The sequence below is a fragment of the Gordonia sihwensis genome, from assembly GCF_029632925.1.
GTDB classification, from domain to species: Bacteria; Actinomycetota; Actinomycetes; order Mycobacteriales; family Mycobacteriaceae; genus Gordonia; species Gordonia sihwensis.
Window position 1 is genome coordinate 1701185 of the sequence record NZ_CP121248.1, and the last position, 17795, is coordinate 1718979.

Here is a 17795-nt window from a genome sequence, read left to right on the forward strand (position 1 = left end):
AGAGTGTTCGTTATGTGGAAGTGGCGAGAGCAGCGAGCGATGCGTGCGGACCGGGAGCGCCGCGCCGCGGTCCGTGCGGCAGTGCATCAGCGCGCGGCACGGGAAGGACTGCGTCTCACCGATGGACAACTCGCCGTGCTGCGGTTGCTGTCCGGTGAGGAGAACGTCTACCTCCACGGTCCGCCTGGCCGCGGTAAGAGTTGGCTCGTCGACGCCGTGGTCGCGGCACTCGGTGCGCGCCGATGGCATCTGCACGAGTTCTTCCGGGATCTGCACGACGGTATCGGTGCGACCGGCGGGCTCGCCCCGAGCGTGTCCGCACTGGTCGGTTCGGCGCGGGCGGTCTGCCTGGACGAGTTCACCGTCCACGACCCGGCCGACGGAGTGCTGCTCGACCGAGTGCTGCGTGAGTTGCACCGCCGCCGGATCCGTATCATCGTGACCTCGAATCGCGCGCCCGCCGAGCTGATGCCGAACCCGTTGTTCCACTCTGCATTCGAGCCGACCATCGCGACGATCGAAGACATCTTCACCGTCGCGACCCTGGACGACGGCCGCGATCTGCGGGAGGCGGGTGCGGCGGTCGTCCTCGCCGCCGGCGGCTTCCGTCGGGGGCGTTGGACGATCTGCGGTGCGGGATCCGTGCGACGCGCCGGGGGCGGCCGCCCGGTCCCCTCCGGCGAAGAGATGGACGAAGAGGGGACGGTGGAGTTCGGGTTCGGCGAGTTGTGCGAGGTCCCCGCCCATGTATCGGACTACCTGTCGCTGGCCGAGCGCTTTCCGCGCTGGCGGGTGACGATGCCCGACGAGTGCGTCGCCGGCCCCGACGCGCTCGCCCGGTGGGCGGCACTGCTCGACGTCGCCCACGATCGCGACGTGGAGTTGACCGTCGTCGCGAGCTTCGGGCCCGGCGAACTCGCGGACCTGCTGCGTTCTCGGCTGCCCGACGCCGCTCGCGCCGTCAGCCGAATGTCGGCGTGGACGGTCGAGACTGGAGCGACGGTGGAGACTGCAGACACTGTGGAGACTGCAGACACTGTGGACACGGCGGCTGTCAGCGAGCGGTGAGGACGGTCGGTCCGTCCTCGGTGATCGCCACGGTGTGCTCGGAGTGCGCGGTGTTGCTCCCGTCGGCCGAGCGGATCGTCCAGCCGTCGGCGTCGTAGACGATCTCATCGGTTCCCGCAGCCCACCACGGTTCGAGAGCCAGTACCATTCCGGGCTTCAATCGGAGGCCGCGGCCGGCGCGTCCGACGTTCGGGACATGTGGATCCTCGTGCATGGTGCGGCCGAGACCGTGGCCGCCGAAGTCGGTGTTCACGCGGTAGCCGTCGGCGGCGGCGACGGCGCCGATGGCGGCGGAGATGTCGCCGAGTCGGCCTCCGGGAAGGGCGGCCGCGATGCCGGCCTCGAGAGCACGGCGAGTGGAGTCGATCAGTCGTGCGTCGGGATCGTCGGTGCGGGAAGCGACGTCGTCGTCGAAGCCGACTTGAACGGTGATCGCCGAATCTGCAGTCCAGCCATCGATCGAGACGGCGAAATCCATGGTCAGGAGATCGCCGCGTGCGAGGACGTGCGGGACGGGCAGGCCGTGCAGCACGGCGTCGTTCACGGACAGGCAGACGACGTTGCGGAACGGTCCTCGGCCGAAGGAGGGGGAGTAGTCCCAATAGCAACTGACCGCGCCGCGATCGGCGATCAGCCGTCGTGCGTGATGTTCCAGATCCATCACGTCGACGCCCGGGCGCGCGAGACGTGAGAGGTCGGTGAGGACCTCGGCGACGAACGCGCCGGTGACCGCCATCTTCCCGATCTCATCCGGCGTTTTGAGCTCCATCATCGTCATCTCCCAGCGTTGGTATTTAAATACCGACACTGTAGCAGCCCCGCGGTATTCGAATACCGCTAAGCTGCGGGTATGGTTCGTCTCCCGTTGACTCCCGAGCAACTCGCCGCAGGCAGACGCCTCGGAGTCCTCTTCCGCTCCGCACGGGCCGACCGCGATCCCGTGCGGGTGGCGGCCGCAGCCGGGATCTCGCCGGAGACATTGCGCAAGCTCGAGTCCGGCCGGATGCCGAGCCCGAGTTTCGGGACCGTCGTCGGGCTGTGCGCGGCGCTGGAGATGCCGGTCGACGATGCGGTCGCGACCTGGCTGGCCGACGGCGTGGACGGCGACCGAGTGGACGGCGACCGTATCGGCGGCGGACGCGACGAACGCGCGGTGGGCTGAGCCCTACTCGCGTTCCGGGCGCTCGGGATCGGGACGTCCCTCCACCTCGGATTCGATGATCCGGTGCGACCGGTCGTCGTAGCGATCGCGATGCGGCTCGGGCGCGATCTCCGGCTGCACGGTGCGGGTGCTGCCGTAGTGATACATCGGCACCTCGCCGTGCTTGCGGGGTTCCCGGTCGTTGGCCTTGAGGACGGCGATCCACGGAATCGGGATGGACGCGACGATGATCGCCAGTGCGATCCAGCCGTTCTGCGTGACGCCGTACACGATCGACGCGATGATCAGTGCGGGGATGCGGATCGACATCATCAGGAAATAGCGGCGCTTGCGGGCGCGGAAGACGGCGTCGCGGTCGGGTTCAGCGCTGGTGATCAGGAAGCTGTCGCCGTCACCATCGCGTCCTCGTCGTTCCGCCATACCTCCATGGTTGCACAGTGGTCCACAATGGAGTCATGGCTACTCAGACGATCGAACGCCCGGACATCGATGAACGCACTGAGGAGGACGATGACACTCCGAAAGTCTTCCACTATGTGAAGAAGGACAAGATCGCCGAGAGCGCGGTCATGGGTACTCACGTGGTCGCCCTGTGCGGTGAGGTCTTCCCGGTCACCAAGTCCGCGAAACCCGGCTCGCCGGTCTGCGAGAAGTGCAAGAAGATCTACCAGAAGATGAAGAAGTAACCGATTCTCAGCGGGCGGTCGGGGCGGGTCCGTCGGGATCGTCCCCGTCCCGGCCGTCGTCCCTGTCCCGGCCGTCGCCCGACCCGCGGCCGTTCAGTGCGCGATTGCGCAGTGTGTCGGTCAGTTCGGTGGTCTGGCTGGTGACCCAGCTGCGCACCACCCCGCCGCCGCGCGGCGCCGGCCACAGTTCCTCGATCGAGGCGTTCAACTCGGCTCCTACGACGATCGCGAAGCCGAGGAAGAAGGTGAACAGGAGGAACGCGATCGGCGTCGCGAGGGCGCCGTAGGTGTAGCCGGCGCGGGTGAGCGCGGTCAGGTAGAAGCGCAGGACGTACGTCGCGACCCAGAAGAAGACACCCGCGAACAGGGCGCCCGGCAGCAGCCGGTGCCAGGGCGCCGGATGCGGCAGCGCGAACCGGTACAGCGTCACCAGCGCGCCGATCAACAGCACCCCCACGAACGGGAAGTAGCCCCAGTCGACCAGATCGGAGATCGCCGGATCCCACGCGTCGGGCAGGATCTGGTGCAGATACGTCGGCCCCAGTGCCACCAGCGGCAGCACCAGGACGCCGGAGACCAGGAAGACCATGTAGATGAGCAGCGCGAAGATGCGCTGCCACACCGGGTGGCGGATCTCGTGCTGTCCGTGTGCGTGCACGATCGAGGAGACGAAGCACGACATCGCCGACGATCCCGCCCACAGAGACATCACGAAGCTCACCGACATGATCGCCACTCGGCCCCGCCCGAGGACGTTCTCGACGGTCGGAGCGATGAGGTCGTCGACCACGTTCGGTGTGAAGGCGTGTTCGGAGAACGAGATGATGCGCTCCGTGATGATCTGCACGGTGTCGGGGCCGAACCAGTCGGCGATGTATCCGAGGCTGCCCAGTACGCCGAGCAACAGCGGGGGGAGCGACAGAGCCTGCCAGAACGCCGCCTGCGCGGCCCAGCCGATGATCGAGTCGTCCCAGGACTTGACCGTCGTCCGCCACGCCAGACGAGGGATTCCACGTATCACTTCGGGCAGGCTCGCCCGGCTCTGCCGGTCGTCCTGACTCGCGTTCTCCTCGCCGTCGGTGGGCGCGTGGTGCTCGGTGTCGATGCCTACCAGCATGGCGGATGGGCGCCACGCCCGGAACGAGCGCCCCGCCGGCGGGCGTGGCGCGCAGGCGTGCGGCGGCGACCGCGAGGATGTCCGGCGGCCGGGATAGACTCGTGAAGGTTTTCTCGCGAGGAGGGTGCAGGAGCAGGGTGACCAGCACGGAGACAGAAGTCGGGTCCGGGACGACAATCGGTGACGGGGTGGACGAGGTCGACGGTGAGGCTGCTCGGCGCGTGGGATCGGGCGCGCCGCTGCGTGCCTGGCAGCGGCGGGCGCTGACGAAATACCTGACCAGACGGCCGAAGGACTTCCTCGCCGTCGCGACGCCGGGTGCCGGAAAGACGACCTTCGGGCTGCGCGTGGCCTCGGAACTGCTGGCCGACCGGACCGTGGAACGGATCACCGTCGTGGCGCCGACCGAGCATCTCAAGCACCAGTGGGCACAGTCGGCCGCGCGCGTCGGCATCGCACTGGACTCGAACTTCTCCAACTCGACGGGGTCGACCAGCTCGGACTTCGACGGTGTGGTCCTGACGTACGCACAGGTGGCGGCGCACCCGTCCCGCCACCGCGTCCGCACCGAGCAGTACCGGACGCTGGTGATTCTCGACGAGATCCACCACGGCGGCGACGCGAAATCGTGGGGCGACGGGATCCGGGAGGCGTTCAGCGATGCGGAACGACGGCTGTCGCTGACCGGAACACCCTTCCGCTCGGACGATTCCCCGATCCCGTTCGTGACCTACGAACCGGAGCCGGGCGGTGGGCAGCGCTCGAAGGCCGATCACTCCTACGGCTACGCCGACGCCCTGCGCGACGGCGTGGTCCGGCCGGTGGTCTTCCTCGCATACTCCGGTCAGGCGAGCTGGCGGACCAGCGCGGGTGAGGAGTTCACCGCCCGGCTCGGTGAGCCGCTCTCGGCCGAGCAGACCTCGCGCGCCTGGCGCACCGCGCTCGACCCCCACGGCGACTGGATCCCCGCGGTCCTCTCGGCAGCCCACCGCCGGCTGATGAAGCTGCGGGACTCGGGTGTGCCGGACGCGGGCGGACTGGTGATCGCGACCGACCAGCAGACCGCGCGCGACTACGCCGAGCTCCTGCTGTCGATGACCGGCAAGAAGCCCGCGCTGATCCTGTCCGACGATCCGAAGTCGTCCTCCCGGATCGCCGAGTTCTCGGCGAGTCAGGACGAGTGGATGGTCGCGGTGCGCATGGTGTCCGAAGGCGTCGACGTGCCGCGGCTGGCGGTCGGGGTGTACGCGACCAATGCGTCGACTCCGCTGTACTTCGCGCAGGCGATCGGCCGATTCGTGCGGTCGCGGCGCCCGGGGGAGACGGCGAGCGTCTTCCTGCCCTCCGTGCCGGTGCTGCTCGACCTGGCGAGCAAGCTCGAGGCGCAGCGCGATCACGTGCTGGGCAAGCCGCATCGTGAGTCGGACGGACTCGAGGACGGGCTCCTGGCTCAGGCCAACAAGCGCGAGGACGAGCCGGGCGAGGACGAGAAGACCTTCGAATCGCTGCACGCCGACGCCGAACTGGATCAGGTGATCTACGACGGTTCCTCGTTCGGCACCACGACACTCGTCGGTTCCGACGAGGAGTCGGACTATCTGGGACTTCCCGGACTGCTGGACGCCGACCAGGTGCGAACGCTGCTGCAGCAGCGGCAGGCCGACCAGGTGACACGACGGTCGGCCGCGGCCAAGGCGCGTCCCGCCGACGACGCTCAGGCGCAGGCCGCTCCGAACGCCGCTGAACGGCAGACGGGGGAGAACCTGCACGCCCTGCGCAAGGAGTTGAACACCCTCGTCGCGCTCCATCACCACCGGACGGGCAAGCCGCACGGCCAGGTCCACAACGAGCTGCGCACTCGCCTGGGCGGTCCGCCGACGGCGATGGCGACCGCCGAACAGTTGCGCGAAAGGATCAAAGCCCTGCGAACCTGGTAGGTTCGCAGGGCTTCGAGCCTGGAGTCAGCCGGCCGTGACCGGCGCGGCGGTCAGTCGACCACCGCCCCGATCTCGACGAGGCGGGCCTCGTGATCGTTGTAGTGGTGGAGGCAGAAGAGCAGCTCTCCACCGGTCGGCAGGGTGGCGCGCACCTTGGCAGCGGCGCTGCAGCGATCGCAGCGGTCTGCGGCAGTCAGCGGCGTCCTCGCGGGTGCGGTCGTGGCGATGTCGCTCATGTCGTCCTCCGTCCCATAGCCGGCGAACCGCGAATCGGTTCGTCGTCCTTCACTCTGTCAGACGAATACCGGCCCCTGAATGTTCCCGGTTGGCCTCGGTGTGTCGCAAATCAATTCATTCGGACTACGGATCGGGCCGATCGGCGCGCACCGGAGCGGCGCCGACCACGCGGAGGGCGATGCCCGCGTAGAAGTCGCCGAGCCGGCTCGGGTCGAGCGGGCCGGACTCGGAGTACCAGCGAGCGATGTCGATCCCCATCGACAGGAGCGAGTTCGTGGTCGTGTGGGGATCGTCGACGTCGAACGCGCCCGAGGCGATCCCGGCGTCGACGATCGCCCGCACGCGCCGAGTGATGTCGCGGCGGAGTTCGACGATCTCGCGGCGGTGTTCGGGAGTCAGACTCGTGAGTTCGTAGTTCACTATCCGTGCGCTGGTGTGTCCCCTCGCGTGCCACTCGGCGAATGCGCGTATCACCGAGGCGAGCCGCTCTGCCGGGTCCGCACCGGGGTCGTCGGCCTGCTCGACGGTCGCGAGGGTGGCCTGGTGGCCGGTGTGCGAGAGCTCGAAGAGCAAGTCTTCCTTGCTGCGGTAGTGGACGTACACCGCCGCCGGACTCATGCCGGCGGCCGACGCGATGTCGCGCGTCGTGGTGCCGTGGAAGCCGCGTTCGGCGAAGGCCTCCAATGCGGCGTCGAGCAGACGCCGCCGGGTGAGCTCGGATCGGGACGGAATGCTCTCGTCGTTCACGCTCGCCTCCTGTGTGCCGGGTCGGTGCCGCACGGTCTCGGATATGAGCCGGGCCGCATCCGGCGAGACCGGTTGACGGATGTCTCACCGTGGTGCAAGGTGGATCGTAACAGCTAAGCAAGCGCTTAGTCAGAGTTCACCGCAGTTCATGACAAGGAGACTCCGTGGCACAGATCGATCCTCAGCGCTTCAAGGGCCAGACGGCCATCGTGACGGGCGCCAGCCGCGGCATCGGGTTCGCGATCGCCGAGCGGCTGATCGCCGAAGGCGCCAAGGTCACGATCACCGCTCGCAAGAAGGAGGCCCTCGACGACGCCGCCGAACGGCTCGGCGGTGCGGACGTGGCACTCGCGGTACCCGGTCGCGGCGACGACCCCGACCATCAGGCCGATGCGGTGGCGAAGACCGTCGAGCGCTTCGGCAGTGCGGATCTGCTCGTCAACAACACCGGTATCAACCCGGTCTACGGACCGCTGATGGACATCGATCCCGAGGCCGCACGCAAGATCATGGACGTCAACGTCATCTCGGCGCTGCGCTGGGCGCAGGCGGTCAACCGGGCCTGGCAGGGCGAGCACGGCGGTGCGATCGTCAACGTCGCCTCCATCGCGGGTCTGCGCCCCGCACCGGGCATCGCCTTCTACGGGGTGTCGAAGGCCGCGGTCATCCATCTCACCGAAGAGCTCGCGTGGGAGCTCGGACCGAACATCAGGGTCAACGCGGTGGCTCCGGCGGTGGTGAAGACGCGGTTCGCCACCGCCCTCTACGAGGGTCGCGAGGAGCAGGTCGCCTCGGCGTACCCGCTCAAGCGATTGGGGGAGCCGGACGACATCGGTTCGGTGGTGGCCTTCCTGCTGTCGGCCGACGCGGGCTGGATGACCGGACAGACGCTCGTCGTGGACGGCGGCGTGCTCCTCGGCGGCGGCGCCTGATGAGCGGCGCGGACCCGGCGGCCTTCGATCCGGCCGGTAAGACGGTCGTCGTCACCGGAGCGGGCAACGGCATCGGCGCCGGGCTCGCCGTCGCAATGGGTGCGCGGGGCGCTCGGGTGGTGGTGGCCGATCTCGATGCGCAGGGCGCCGAACGCACGGTGGCGTCGATCGCGGGCGCGGGCGGAACCGCGGTGGCCGCACCGGGCGACGCCGCGTCGCAGGACGGCGTGGACGCCCTGATCGCGACGGCCCGCGAAGCCTACGGTCCGATCGACGCGTGGTTCGCCAACGCGGGAGTCGACCGAGGGCGCGGGCTCGAGGCCGACGACGCCGACTGGGAGCTCTCGTGGAATGTCAACGTGCTCGCGCACGTGCACGCGGCGCGCCGGCTCGTCCCGGAGTGGATCGAGCGCGGCGGCGGACGGTTCGTCGTCACCGCTTCGGCGGCCGGGCTGCTGACCATGCTCGGCGCTCCCGCGTATTCGGTGACCAAACACGGCGCCGTCGCCTTCGCCGAATGGCTGTCGGCGACCTATCGGCATCGAGGCGTCGTGGTGCAGGCGATCTGTCCGCAGGGCGTGCGCACCCGGATGCTCGATCAGTCCGGGCCCCTCGAAGAACTGCTCAGCCATGACGTCGCACTCTCCGTGGACGACGTGGCGGCGGCGGTCGAGGCGGCCCTCGACGGCGACGACTTCCTGATCCTGCCGCACCCCGAGGTGTCCGGCTACTACCGGGCGAGGGCCGGCGACACCGACCGCTGGCTCGCGGGCATGAACAAACTGCAGCGCAGGCTCGACTCGGCCCGGTCCGAGGGAGAGCCGCGATGAAGGCGTGGCGGGTGCAACGGCTCGGCGAGCCCTCTGAGGTGCTGCACCTCGCCGACGTCGACCTCCCGGAGCCGGGACCTGGGCAGCTGGTGGTGCGGGTGCTCGCCTCCGCGGCGAACTTCCCGGACGTCCTCATGTGCCGCGGGCTCTATCAGGTGCGGCCGGAACTGCCGTTCACCCCGGGAGTGGAACTGTGCGGCGAGGTGACCGCGCTCGGTGAGGGCGTCGCCGGGCTGTCGGTCGGCGACCGGGTGCTCGGCGGCGCGGTGCTGCCGTACGGCGGTTTCGGCGAGTACGCGGTGATGGCCGCCGCCGAGACCTTCCCGGCGCCGGAGTCCCTGGACGATGCGCAGGCCTCGTCGCTGTTCATCGGGTACCAGACCGGCTGGTTCGGACTGCACCGTCGAGCCCGGCTCCAACCGGGGGAGACCCTGCTGGTGCACGCCGCGGCCGGCGGGGTCGGCAGTGCCGCGATTCAACTGGGCAAGGCCGCCGGCGCGAAGGTGATCGGCGTGGTCGGCGGATCGGCCAAGGCCGGGGTCGCTCGCGCGCTCGGCGCCGATGTCGTGGTGGACCGGCACGCGGAAGACTTCGTCGAGGTCGTCAAGTCCGAAACCGGCGGTCGCGGCGCCGACGTGATCTACGATCCCGTCGGCGGCGACACCTACCTGCGGTCCACCAAGTGCATCGCATTCGAGGGGCGGATCCTGGTGATCGGCTTCGCCGGCGGCACCATCACCGAGACGGCGCTGAACCACGCGCTCATCAAGAACTACTCGGTGGTCGGTCTGCACTGGGGTCTGTACAACAGGTACGCGCCCGACCTCGTCCGCGAATGCCACGCCGAGCTCACCGCGCTCGCCGACTCCGGAGCCATCGCGCCCCTCGTCAGTGAGCGGCTGCCACTGGAGGAAATCCCCGACGGCCTGCAACGGCTCGCCGACGGCAATACCGTCGGACGCGTGGCGTATCAGGCCACGCCGAGCGGACTCACCGGCCGCTCCGCCCGATCCCGCACACCCGAATCCCGCACATCCGAATCAAGTACGTCCTCGAAGGAGAGAACTCTATGACCACCCAGCGCATTGCGATCGTGACCGGCGCCGCTCGAGGCATCGGTGCCCAGGTGGCGCGCCGTCTGGCCGACGACGGTCACGCCGTGGCCGTTTTCGATCTCGACGAAGCGGCCTGCCAGAGCGTCGCCGACGAGATCACCGCCGCCGGCGGCAGAGCGATCGGTGTGGGCGTCGACGTCTCGGACGAAGTCAAGGTGGAGGCCGGCGTCAGCCGGGTCGCGGCCGAACTCGGGCCGCCGACGATCCTGGTCAACAATGCGGGCATCATCCGCGACAACCTGCTGTTCAAGATGAGCGTCTCCGACTGGGACTCGGTGATGGCGGTGCACCTGCGCGGTGCCTTCCTGATGTCGCGCGAGGTGCAGCAGTACCAGACCAAGGAGGGCTGGGGGCGCATCGTGAACCTGTCGAGCACCTCGGCGCTCGGCAACCGCGGCCAGGCCAACTACTCGGCGGCCAAGGCGGGGATGCAGGGCTTCACCAAGACCCTGGCGCTGGAGCTGGGCCGCTTCGGCGTCACCGCCAACGCGATCGCTCCGGGATTCATCGCGACCGATATGACCGCAGCGACCGCCGAGCGCATCGGCGTCTCCTTCGACGACTTCAAGACCGCCGCGGCCAAGGAGATCCCGGTCCAGCGCGTGGGCGAGCCCGCCGACATCGCGCACACCGTGAGCTTCTTCGCGAGCGAAGGCGCCGGCTTCGTCTCCGGTCAGGTCATCTACGTCGCCGGCGGACCGAAGGCCTGACGATGATCGAGATCAACAGTGCCGAAGACCTCGTCGCCGCCGTCGGAACGCATCTGGGCTACTCCGACTGGTACGAGGTGACTCAGGAGAAGGTGAACCTGTTCGCCGACGCCACCGGTGACCACCAGTGGATCCACGTCGACCAGGAGAGGGCCGCGAAGGGACCCTTCGGCACCACCATCGCACACGGCTATCTGACCCTGTCGTTGATTCCGGTGCTGCGCCAGAGCGCCTGGCGTGCGGTCGGAACCACGATGGGCGTCAACTACGGCACCGACAAGGTGCGGTTCCCCGCGCCCGTCCCGGTCGGATCGAAGGTACGGGCCGGCTTCGAACTCGTCGAGGTGAAGGCGAGTTCGGCCGGTCAGCAGGTGGTCGAGAAGGTCACCATCGAGATCGACGGCGGCGAGAAGCCGGTGTGCATCGCCGAGACCGTCTCGGTGCTGGTGTTCTGATGGCGGCCACCGGTTCACGCGAATTGCCCGGTCTCGATCTGGCCCGGCTGACTCCGTGGTTCATCGAGAACGTCGGCCCGATCGACGGCGCGCTCGACGCGGAGCTGATCGCCGGCGGCAAGTCGAACCTCACCTACCGCCTCACGGACGGAGACAACCGCTGGATACTGCGCCGCCCGCCCGTCGGCAAGCTGCTGGCGACGGCGCACGACATGGGACGCGAGTATACGATGATGTCGGCGCTGGCGCCGACGGAGGTGCCCGTGCCGCGGATGTACGCGATCTGCGACGACACCGACCTGCTCGGCGCGCGGTTCTATGTCATGGAGGCCGTCGACGGGACTCCTTACCGTAAGGCCGCCGAACTGGCCGAGCTGGGCAGCAGCCGCACCCGTGCGATCTCCGAGCGGCTCGTCGACACGCTGGCCGCTCTGCACCGCGTGGATCCGGCCGAGGTGGGACTGGGCGACTTCGGCCGTCCCGAAGGGTTTCTGGCCCGGCAGGTCGCGCGGTGGCGCAAACAGTTCGACGCCGCGCACACCCGCGACCTCCCGGACATGCAGCGACTGCACGGGCTGCTGGCCGAGCGGGTACCCGCCGACGCCGCCCCGGGCATCGTCCACGGCGACTACCGCCTCGACAACGTGCTCGTCGACGACGCCGATCAGGCCCGGGCGGTGCTCGACTGGGAACTGTCGACGATCGGGGACTCGCTCACCGATCTGGCGCTGATGTGCGTCTACCACCGTCTCGGTGCTGCGGGCGGCGGCGTCACCGACGTCTCGCTGGCGCCCGGCTTCCTCACCGAGGACGAGGTCCTCGCGCGCTATTCCGCCGAGTCCGGCCGTGACCTCTCGGACTTCGGGTTCTACCTCGCGTTCGGCTGCTTCAAGCTGGCCGGGATCGTCGAGGGCATTCACTACCGCTACGTCAACGGTCAGACGGTCGGCGAAGGATTCGCCGACGCCGGACAGGCCGTGGGTCCGCTGCTGAACGCGGGCCTGGACGCTCTGAAGGAGAGCTGAGATGGATTTCGAGTTCGACGCGAAGACCGAGGAACTGCGGGAGAACCTCCTGGAGTTCATGGATCAGTTCGTGTACCCGGCCGAGCCGGTGTTCGCCGAGCAGCTGGCCGCGCTCGAGGACCCGTGGGATTGGGACGGCGTGCCGGTCCTCGCCGAACTGCGGGCCGAGGCCCGCAGGCGCGGACTGTGGAATCTGTTCCTGCCGGGCGAACACGGGGCGGGACTGACCAATCTGCAGTACGCGCCGCTGGCGGAGATCACCGGCCGCAGCCCCGGGCTGGCCCCCGCCGCACTCAACTGTGCCGCGCCCGACACCGGCAACATGGAGGTCCTGGCCCAGTACGCGAACGCCGAGCAGCAGCGCAAATGGCTGACCCCGCTGCTCAACGGCGAGATCCGCTCGGCGTTCGCGATGACCGAGCCGGATGTCGCCAGCTCGGACGCGACCAACATCGAACTGTCGATCGTCCGCGACGGTGACGAGTACGTCATCAACGGGCGCAAATGGTGGATCACCGGTGCCATGAGCCCCAACGCGAAGATCTTCATCGTGATGGGGAAGACCGATCCGTCCGCGGAGCGGCACGCGCAGCAGTCGATGATCCTCGTCGAGCGCGACACCCCGGGCTTCGAGGTGGTGCGCGGGATGCACGTGCTCGGCTACGACGACCACGATCACGGCGGCCACGCCGAACTGCGGTTCACCGACGTGCGCGTCCCGGCGGCGAACCTGATCGGGGCGGAGGGCGACGGATTCGCCATCGCTCAGGGCCGGCTCGGACCGGGCCGCATCCACCACTGCATGCGGTCGATCGGCATGGCCGAGCGTGCGCTGGAGATGATGTGCCGGCGAGCCGCGAGCCGCGTCGCCTTCGGCAAACCGCTCGCCGAACAAGGTGTGATCCGCAACTGGATCGCCGAATCGCGGGTCAAGATCGAGCAGTTGCGGCTGTTGGTCCTGAAGACCGCGTGGCTGATGGACACCGTCGGCAACCGCGGCGCCCACACCGAGATCCAGGCCATCAAGATCGCCACCCCGTCGACGGTCGAGTGGATCCTGGACAAGGCGATTCAGACGCACGGCGCCGGCGGACTCTCCCAGGACTTCCCGCTCGCCAACTACATCGCGGGCATCCGGACGCTGCGGTTCGCCGACGGTCCGGACGAGGTGCACAAGAATTCCCTCGCGCGCGCCGAACTCCGCAGGCAAGGGACTCGCTGATGACGGAGGCGACCGCGGCCGATCTCGCGCGGACGGTGGCGGACTTCCTGGCCGCGCACGATCCCGCGACCACCGATCCGCTGGAGTTCCTCCGAGCCCGGTACGACGCGGGTCTGGCCTGGGTGGCGTACCCGGTGGGCCGCGGCGGACTGGGGCTGTCGCGGTCGCTTCAGCCCGAGGTGGACCGACTCTTCGCGGAGGCCGGCGCACCCGGAAACCGGAGCGAGGTCAACGGCATCGGCCTGGGCATGGCCGCGCCGACGATCCTGCGCTACGGCACGCCCGAGCAGCTCGACCGCTACCTGCGCCCGCTCTGGACCGGCGAGGAGGTGTGGTGCCAGCTGTTCAGCGAACCCGGGGCCGGCTCCGACCTGGCGGCCGTGGCCACCCGAGCCGTCCGCGACGGCGACGAGTGGGTGGTGAACGGGCAGAAGGTGTGGACCTCGGGCGCGCACAACGCCCGAATGGCGATCCTCGTCGCCCGCACCGACGGCGATGTGCCCAAGCACCGCGGACTGACGTACTTCCTGTGCGATATGACCGACCCCGGCGTCGACGTCCGGCCGCTGCGCCAGATCACCGGCGAGGCGGAGTTCAACGAGGTCTTCCTCACCGACGTGCGCATCCCGGACAGCCAGCGGCTGGGGGACATCGGTCAGGGCTGGGAAGTCGCCAATGCGACCCTGAACAACGAACGGGTGGCGATCGGGGGCCGGGCCGCCCGGCGTGAGGACGGGATGATCGGCGTGGTCGCGCGGACCTGGCGCGACCGCCCCGACCTGCGTACCCCGGAACTGCACGGCGAACTGCTGAAGCTCTGGGTCGATTCCGAGGTGGCTCGTCTCACCGGCGTCCGGCTCGGCCAGAAGCTCGCCTCCGGGCAGCCCGGTCCGGAGGGAGCGGCGATGAAACTCTCGTTCGCACGCATCAACCAGGAACTGTCCGGGCTGGAACTGGAGATCCTCGGCGCCGAGGGACTGCGCTACTCGGATTGGACGATGGTCCGGCCGCAGCGCGTCGACTTCTTCGGCCGCGACGCGGGCTACCGGTACCTGCGAGCCAAGGGCAACTCGATCGAGGGCGGGACATCGGAGATCCTGCGCAACATCGTGGCCGAACGCATCCTCGGACTGCCGCCCGAACACCGAGTCGACAAGGACATTCCATGGAAGGACGTGCCGAGATGAGCGTCGCGGCGGACTACGTGCCGCACCTGGTGACCGACGAGGCGGAGGAGGATCTGCGGGCCGCCGTGCGCGATCTGCTGTCCCGGCGAGTCAGCACGGACGCCCTCATCGCCGCCTACGACGGCGCCGCGCCGCCCGACCTCTGGCGGGAGATGGCCGGACTGGGGCTCGCGGGCCTGTTGATCGGTGAGCAGCACGGCGGTGCCGGAGCCACCCCGGCGGTGGCGGCGGTGGTCCTCGAGGAACTCGGTGCGATACCGGCGCACACCCCGATGCTCACCAGCGCCGTGATCGCGACCACCGTGCTCGAGGAGGCGGGCGACACCGAACTGCTCCCGGGGCTGGCCGACGGATCCGTCGTCGCCGCGCTCGCCGTCCCGTTCTCCGCCGATCCGTATTCGGTCATCGCGACGGTGGCGGCGGCCGACGCGCGCCTGTCCGGGCGGGTGCAGAGCGTGGCCGGCGCCGAGGACGCCCATGTCTTCCTGGTTCCCGGTTCGGACGGCGCCCTGTACGCGGTGCCGTCGGAGTCGGTCGTGGTCACGCCGGTCAAGTCGCTCGACATGACCCGACCGGTCAGCGACCTCGAGTTCGACGGGGCCGAGGGGAGGCGTGTGTCGGACGACGGCGCGGCGGCGATCCGCTCCGGTCTCGCGATGGGCGCGGCCCTGCTGGCGTCCGAACAAGCGGGCATCGCGCGGTGGTGTGTCACCGAAACCGTGGCTTACCTGCGGCAGCGACGCCAGTTCGGGCGCGTCGTCGGTGGCTTCCAGGCGATCAAGCACCGGCTGGCGGACCTGTACGCGGACACCGAACAGGCCTCGGCGGCGGCGCGCGCGGCTGCGGTCGTCTCGACCGATCTCGGAGTGGACTCTGACGAGTCGGCGCTGACGACGGCGGTCGCGGCGGCCTACTGCGGCGACCACGCCGTCCGGGCCGCCGAGGAAGCCGTCCAGTTGCACGGCGGCATCGGAATGACCTGGGAGCATCCCGCGCACCTCTACCTCAAGCGGGCGAAGGCCGATCAGATCGCTCTCGGTACTCCCGGACGGCATCGGGCGGCGCTGGCGATCCTCGCCGATCTGCCCGCCTGACCTCGGCGAACCGGAGGCGACGAGACGCGCCGTCGGCGGACGTGACCACGTCCGCCGACGGCGCGTTTTAGCTGTGCACGACGGTCGTCTCCTCGGACGCTCCCGCTGGGCCTTCAGTCATTGACGTTGACGTCAATGTAAAGCATGATGAGTGTCACGCATCACACTTCGAGACCGAGGAGGGTCATGAGAAATCCAACTGGTGCGGTGGCAGCGCAGGGGACCGAGGAACTGTCCGCGCACCGCAAACTGCTGGCCGCCGGTCTGTTCGGAAGCTCCATCGAGTGGTACGACTTCTTCGTCTACGGCACCGCAGCGGCGCTCGTCTTTCCGAAGATCTTCTTCCCGGACGCCTCGGCGCTGGTCGGCACCCTGCTCGCGTTCAGCACCTTCGCGGTCGGATTCATCGCCCGCCCGCTGGGCGGCATCCTCGCCGGCCACTTCGGCGACAGGATCGGCCGCAAGCCGATGGTCCTGGCCTGCCTGATCTCGATGGGACTGGCGACCTTCCTGATCGGATGCCTGCCGTCGGCGGCCGCGATCGGCTCGGCCGCGCCGATCCTCCTCGTGACCCTGCGATTCATCCAGGGGCTCGCGTGCGGCGGCCAGTGGGGCGGCATCGTCCTGCTGCTCACCGAATCGGCAGGCCCCAAGCGCCGCGGATTCGCCGGGACGTTCGGTCAGATGGGAGTGCCGCTGGGTCTGGTGATGGGCAACCTGGCGATGATCATCGTCAACGCCTCGACGTCGGATGCGGCCTTCCTGAGCTGGGGCTGGCGGATCCCGTTCTGGGCCAGTGCCGCCCTCATCCCGCTGGTGCTGTACATCCACTTCAAGGTCGAGGACTCACCGGAGTTCCGTCGACTGCAGGAGACCGCCGCGGCCAGGCGTGATACCGAGCAGATCGCCCAGGCGCCACTGTCGGAGGCCATCCGCTTCCACTGGCGCAAGATCCTGCTCGGCGCGGGTCTGCTGGCCGCGACCAACTCGGCCTTCTATGTGGCGATCGCCGGATTCCTGGCCTACGGCACCAAGTCCGCGGCGGACAACGGCCTCGGCATGGACCGGACCACCGTCCTCGCCGCCATCATGGTGGTCTCCGTCCTGATGCCCGTGGTGATCGCGTGGGCGGGTAAGGCGTCCGATTCGATCGGCCGCCGACCGTTGATCCTGCTCGGCGGCGGCGTGCTGCTCCTGTGGGCGTTCCCGTTCTTCTGGCTCGCGAACTCCGCATCGGGCGTTCTCCTCTTCTTCGCGATGATGATCAGCAGCATCGGGCAGGCGTTGACGTACGGACCGCTCGCCGCCTTCATGGCCGAACTGTTCGAGCCCCGGCTGCGCTACTCCGGCGCCTCACTCGGCTACCAGATCGCCGCCGTCGCCGTCTCCGGCGTCGCCCCGCTCGTCATGACCTGGATCATCGCCGAGACGGCGTCGACCACCGGAGTGTCGATCTATCTGGCGGCGATGGCACTGGTCACCGTGGTCTGCGCCTGGCGGCTGCCGGAGACCAACGGTGCGGCCGTCCGCACCGATCCGGAGGCGGTGCCGGGCGTGCCGGCCGCCGCTTGACGGCGCTCCGGCGTCCTTGAAAGGCCGACCGTGTCACAGCAGACTGTCACAGTGAGCACCACTCAAGAGCGTGCCCGTGCCAGCCGCAAGGACGCCGGAGCAGCCCGCCGCAACCAACTCCTCGCCGCCGCCGCCGAGTGCTTCGACGAGTTCGGCTACTCCGCGGTCACCGTCGAGATGATCGCGAACCGCGCGCACACCTCGCGCCCCACGTTCTACGCCTACTTCCGATCGAAGGACGAGGTCTTCCTGGCCCTGGTGGAGAAGCTGGCAGACGAGCTGAACGTGACGCAGAGCCTCACCGGGCTGGAGGACGCCGGTGCACGCGAGATCCTCGCCGCGACTACTCGCGCGTACCTGGACGCCATCTTCTCGATGGGCGGCATCGTCGGGCTGATCGACGTCACCGCGTCGGTGCGGCCGGAGGTCGCCGAGATCTGGACCTCGGGAGCCGACCGCCGGATCCGCGGTTACGCGCGATTCCTCCGGAACCTTCCCGGCGGAACCCTCGATCCGGCGATCGAGCCGGAACGACTGGTGCAGATCATCGGCGACGCCATCCACCACGGCGCCAAGCGGCTCGCCGGGGCGGATGAGGAGGCCAAGGAGCGGTTCGTCCTCGACATCATCGCGGTCACCGAGCGTCTGCTCGGACTGACCGACGACCACCCGGCCCCGTAGCGGGCCACCCCGAACAGG

Annotated in this window: 20 protein-coding genes; 15 read left to right on the forward strand and 5 right to left on the reverse strand. The window is 69.0% G+C overall.

From position 1 onward, the window contains the following. Positions 1 to 12 precede the first annotated feature (12 nt). Positions 13 to 1068 (forward strand): cell division protein ZapE, encoded by a 1056-nt coding sequence (gene zapE, locus P5P27_RS08210; protein WP_278127221.1) that lies wholly within the window; start codon positions 13 to 15, stop codon positions 1066 to 1068. Here zapE and map read toward each other — a convergent pair. After that, the gene (map, locus tag P5P27_RS08215; protein WP_278127223.1) at positions 1055 to 1840 is read right to left on the reverse strand and encodes a type I methionyl aminopeptidase; all 786 of its coding nucleotides are present in this window, start codon (positions 1838 to 1840) and stop codon (positions 1055 to 1057) included. The genes zapE and map overlap by 14 nt on opposite strands. Before the next feature lie 78 nt (positions 1841 to 1918). On the opposite strand from map, the gene P5P27_RS08220 reads away from it, so the two are divergent. After that, entirely contained in the window at positions 1919 to 2230 is a 312-nt protein-coding gene (locus P5P27_RS08220) for a helix-turn-helix domain-containing protein (RefSeq protein ID WP_006896301.1), read from the forward strand. Between the two features lie 3 nt (positions 2231 to 2233). Here P5P27_RS08220 and P5P27_RS08225 read toward each other — a convergent pair whose 3' ends face one another. Then, positions 2234 to 2650, reverse strand: coding sequence for a DUF3099 domain-containing protein (locus tag P5P27_RS08225; RefSeq protein WP_006896302.1), 417 nt, complete (start codon positions 2648 to 2650; stop codon positions 2234 to 2236). Between the two features lie 35 nt (positions 2651 to 2685). Between P5P27_RS08225 and P5P27_RS08230 the strand changes: the two genes are divergently transcribed. Continuing rightward, complete coding sequence (locus P5P27_RS08230; protein ID WP_006896303.1) at positions 2686 to 2916, forward strand: DUF3039 domain-containing protein; 231 nt, start codon at positions 2686 to 2688, stop codon at positions 2914 to 2916. A 7-nt stretch (positions 2917 to 2923) separates the two neighbouring features. On the opposite strand, the gene P5P27_RS08235 is transcribed toward P5P27_RS08230, so the two are convergent. Beyond that, entirely contained in the window at positions 2924 to 4033 is a 1110-nt protein-coding gene (locus P5P27_RS08235; protein ID WP_278127226.1) for a YihY/virulence factor BrkB family protein, read from the reverse strand. A 137-nt stretch (positions 4034 to 4170) separates the two neighbouring features. Between P5P27_RS08235 and P5P27_RS08240 the strand changes: the two genes are divergently transcribed. Further along, positions 4171 to 5970, forward strand: coding sequence for a DEAD/DEAH box helicase (locus tag P5P27_RS08240; protein WP_375002019.1), 1800 nt, complete (start codon positions 4171 to 4173; stop codon positions 5968 to 5970). A gap of 50 nt (positions 5971 to 6020) precedes the next feature. On the opposite strand, the gene P5P27_RS08245 is transcribed toward P5P27_RS08240, so the two are convergent. Both P5P27_RS08245 and P5P27_RS08250 read right to left on the reverse strand, forming a co-directional pair. Next, on the reverse strand, positions 6021 to 6206 hold the full coding sequence (locus P5P27_RS08245) for a DUF7455 domain-containing protein (RefSeq protein WP_045538182.1): 186 nt from the start codon (positions 6204 to 6206) through the stop codon (positions 6021 to 6023). Positions 6207 to 6330: 124 nt separating this feature from the next. Further along, positions 6331 to 6954 (reverse strand): TetR/AcrR family transcriptional regulator, encoded by a 624-nt coding sequence (locus tag P5P27_RS08250; RefSeq protein WP_045538181.1) that lies wholly within the window; start codon positions 6952 to 6954, stop codon positions 6331 to 6333. Positions 6955 to 7118: 164 nt separating this feature from the next. Between P5P27_RS08250 and P5P27_RS08255 the strand changes: the two genes are divergently transcribed. From P5P27_RS08255 to P5P27_RS08305, 11 genes are all read left to right on the forward strand, one after another. After that, positions 7119 to 7886, forward strand: a complete 768-nt coding sequence (locus tag P5P27_RS08255; protein WP_062366844.1) for an SDR family oxidoreductase — start codon at positions 7119 to 7121, stop codon at positions 7884 to 7886. Beyond that, a complete protein-coding gene (locus P5P27_RS08260; protein ID WP_045538180.1) occupies positions 7886 to 8716 on the forward strand; it encodes an SDR family NAD(P)-dependent oxidoreductase in 831 nt (276 codons plus the stop codon). The genes P5P27_RS08255 and P5P27_RS08260 overlap by 1 nt, the downstream gene beginning before the upstream one ends. Continuing rightward, positions 8713 to 9789 carry an NADPH:quinone oxidoreductase family protein gene (locus P5P27_RS08265; RefSeq protein WP_278127230.1) on the forward strand — a complete coding sequence of 359 codons (1077 nt, stop codon included), beginning with the start codon at positions 8713 to 8715 and terminating at the stop codon, positions 9787 to 9789. Before P5P27_RS08260 ends, P5P27_RS08265 begins: the two co-directional genes overlap by 4 nt. Beyond that, positions 9786 to 10541, forward strand: coding sequence for a 3-oxoacyl-ACP reductase FabG (gene fabG / locus P5P27_RS08270; RefSeq protein WP_006896312.1), 756 nt, complete (start codon positions 9786 to 9788; stop codon positions 10539 to 10541). The genes P5P27_RS08265 and fabG overlap by 4 nt, the downstream gene beginning before the upstream one ends. A gap of 2 nt (positions 10542 to 10543) precedes the next feature. Next, positions 10544 to 10996, forward strand: a complete 453-nt coding sequence (locus tag P5P27_RS08275; protein WP_062366846.1) for a MaoC family dehydratase — start codon at positions 10544 to 10546, stop codon at positions 10994 to 10996. After that, positions 10996 to 12021 carry a phosphotransferase family protein gene (locus P5P27_RS08280; protein ID WP_062366848.1) on the forward strand — a complete coding sequence of 342 codons (1026 nt, stop codon included), beginning with the start codon at positions 10996 to 10998 and terminating at the stop codon, positions 12019 to 12021. The genes P5P27_RS08275 and P5P27_RS08280 overlap by 1 nt, the downstream gene beginning before the upstream one ends. A gap of 1 nt (position 12022) precedes the next feature. After that, the gene (locus P5P27_RS08285) at positions 12023 to 13243 is read left to right on the forward strand and encodes an acyl-CoA dehydrogenase family protein (RefSeq protein WP_278127233.1); all 1221 of its coding nucleotides are present in this window, start codon (positions 12023 to 12025) and stop codon (positions 13241 to 13243) included. After that, the gene (locus P5P27_RS08290) at positions 13243 to 14430 is read left to right on the forward strand and encodes an acyl-CoA dehydrogenase family protein (protein ID WP_278127234.1); all 1188 of its coding nucleotides are present in this window, start codon (positions 13243 to 13245) and stop codon (positions 14428 to 14430) included. The genes P5P27_RS08285 and P5P27_RS08290 overlap by 1 nt, the downstream gene beginning before the upstream one ends. Continuing rightward, on the forward strand, positions 14409 to 15524 hold the full coding sequence (locus P5P27_RS08295; RefSeq protein ID WP_278127236.1) for an acyl-CoA dehydrogenase family protein: 1116 nt from the start codon (positions 14409 to 14411) through the stop codon (positions 15522 to 15524). The genes P5P27_RS08290 and P5P27_RS08295 overlap by 22 nt, the downstream gene beginning before the upstream one ends. A gap of 186 nt (positions 15525 to 15710) precedes the next feature. Continuing rightward, a complete protein-coding gene (locus P5P27_RS08300; RefSeq protein WP_006896318.1) occupies positions 15711 to 17096 on the forward strand; it encodes an MFS transporter in 1386 nt (461 codons plus the stop codon). 51 nt (positions 17097 to 17147) lie between these two features. Then, positions 17148 to 17777 carry a TetR/AcrR family transcriptional regulator gene (locus P5P27_RS08305; RefSeq protein WP_101841579.1) on the forward strand — a complete coding sequence of 210 codons (630 nt, stop codon included), beginning with the start codon at positions 17148 to 17150 and terminating at the stop codon, positions 17775 to 17777. The last annotated feature ends 18 nt before the right edge of the window (positions 17778 to 17795 follow it).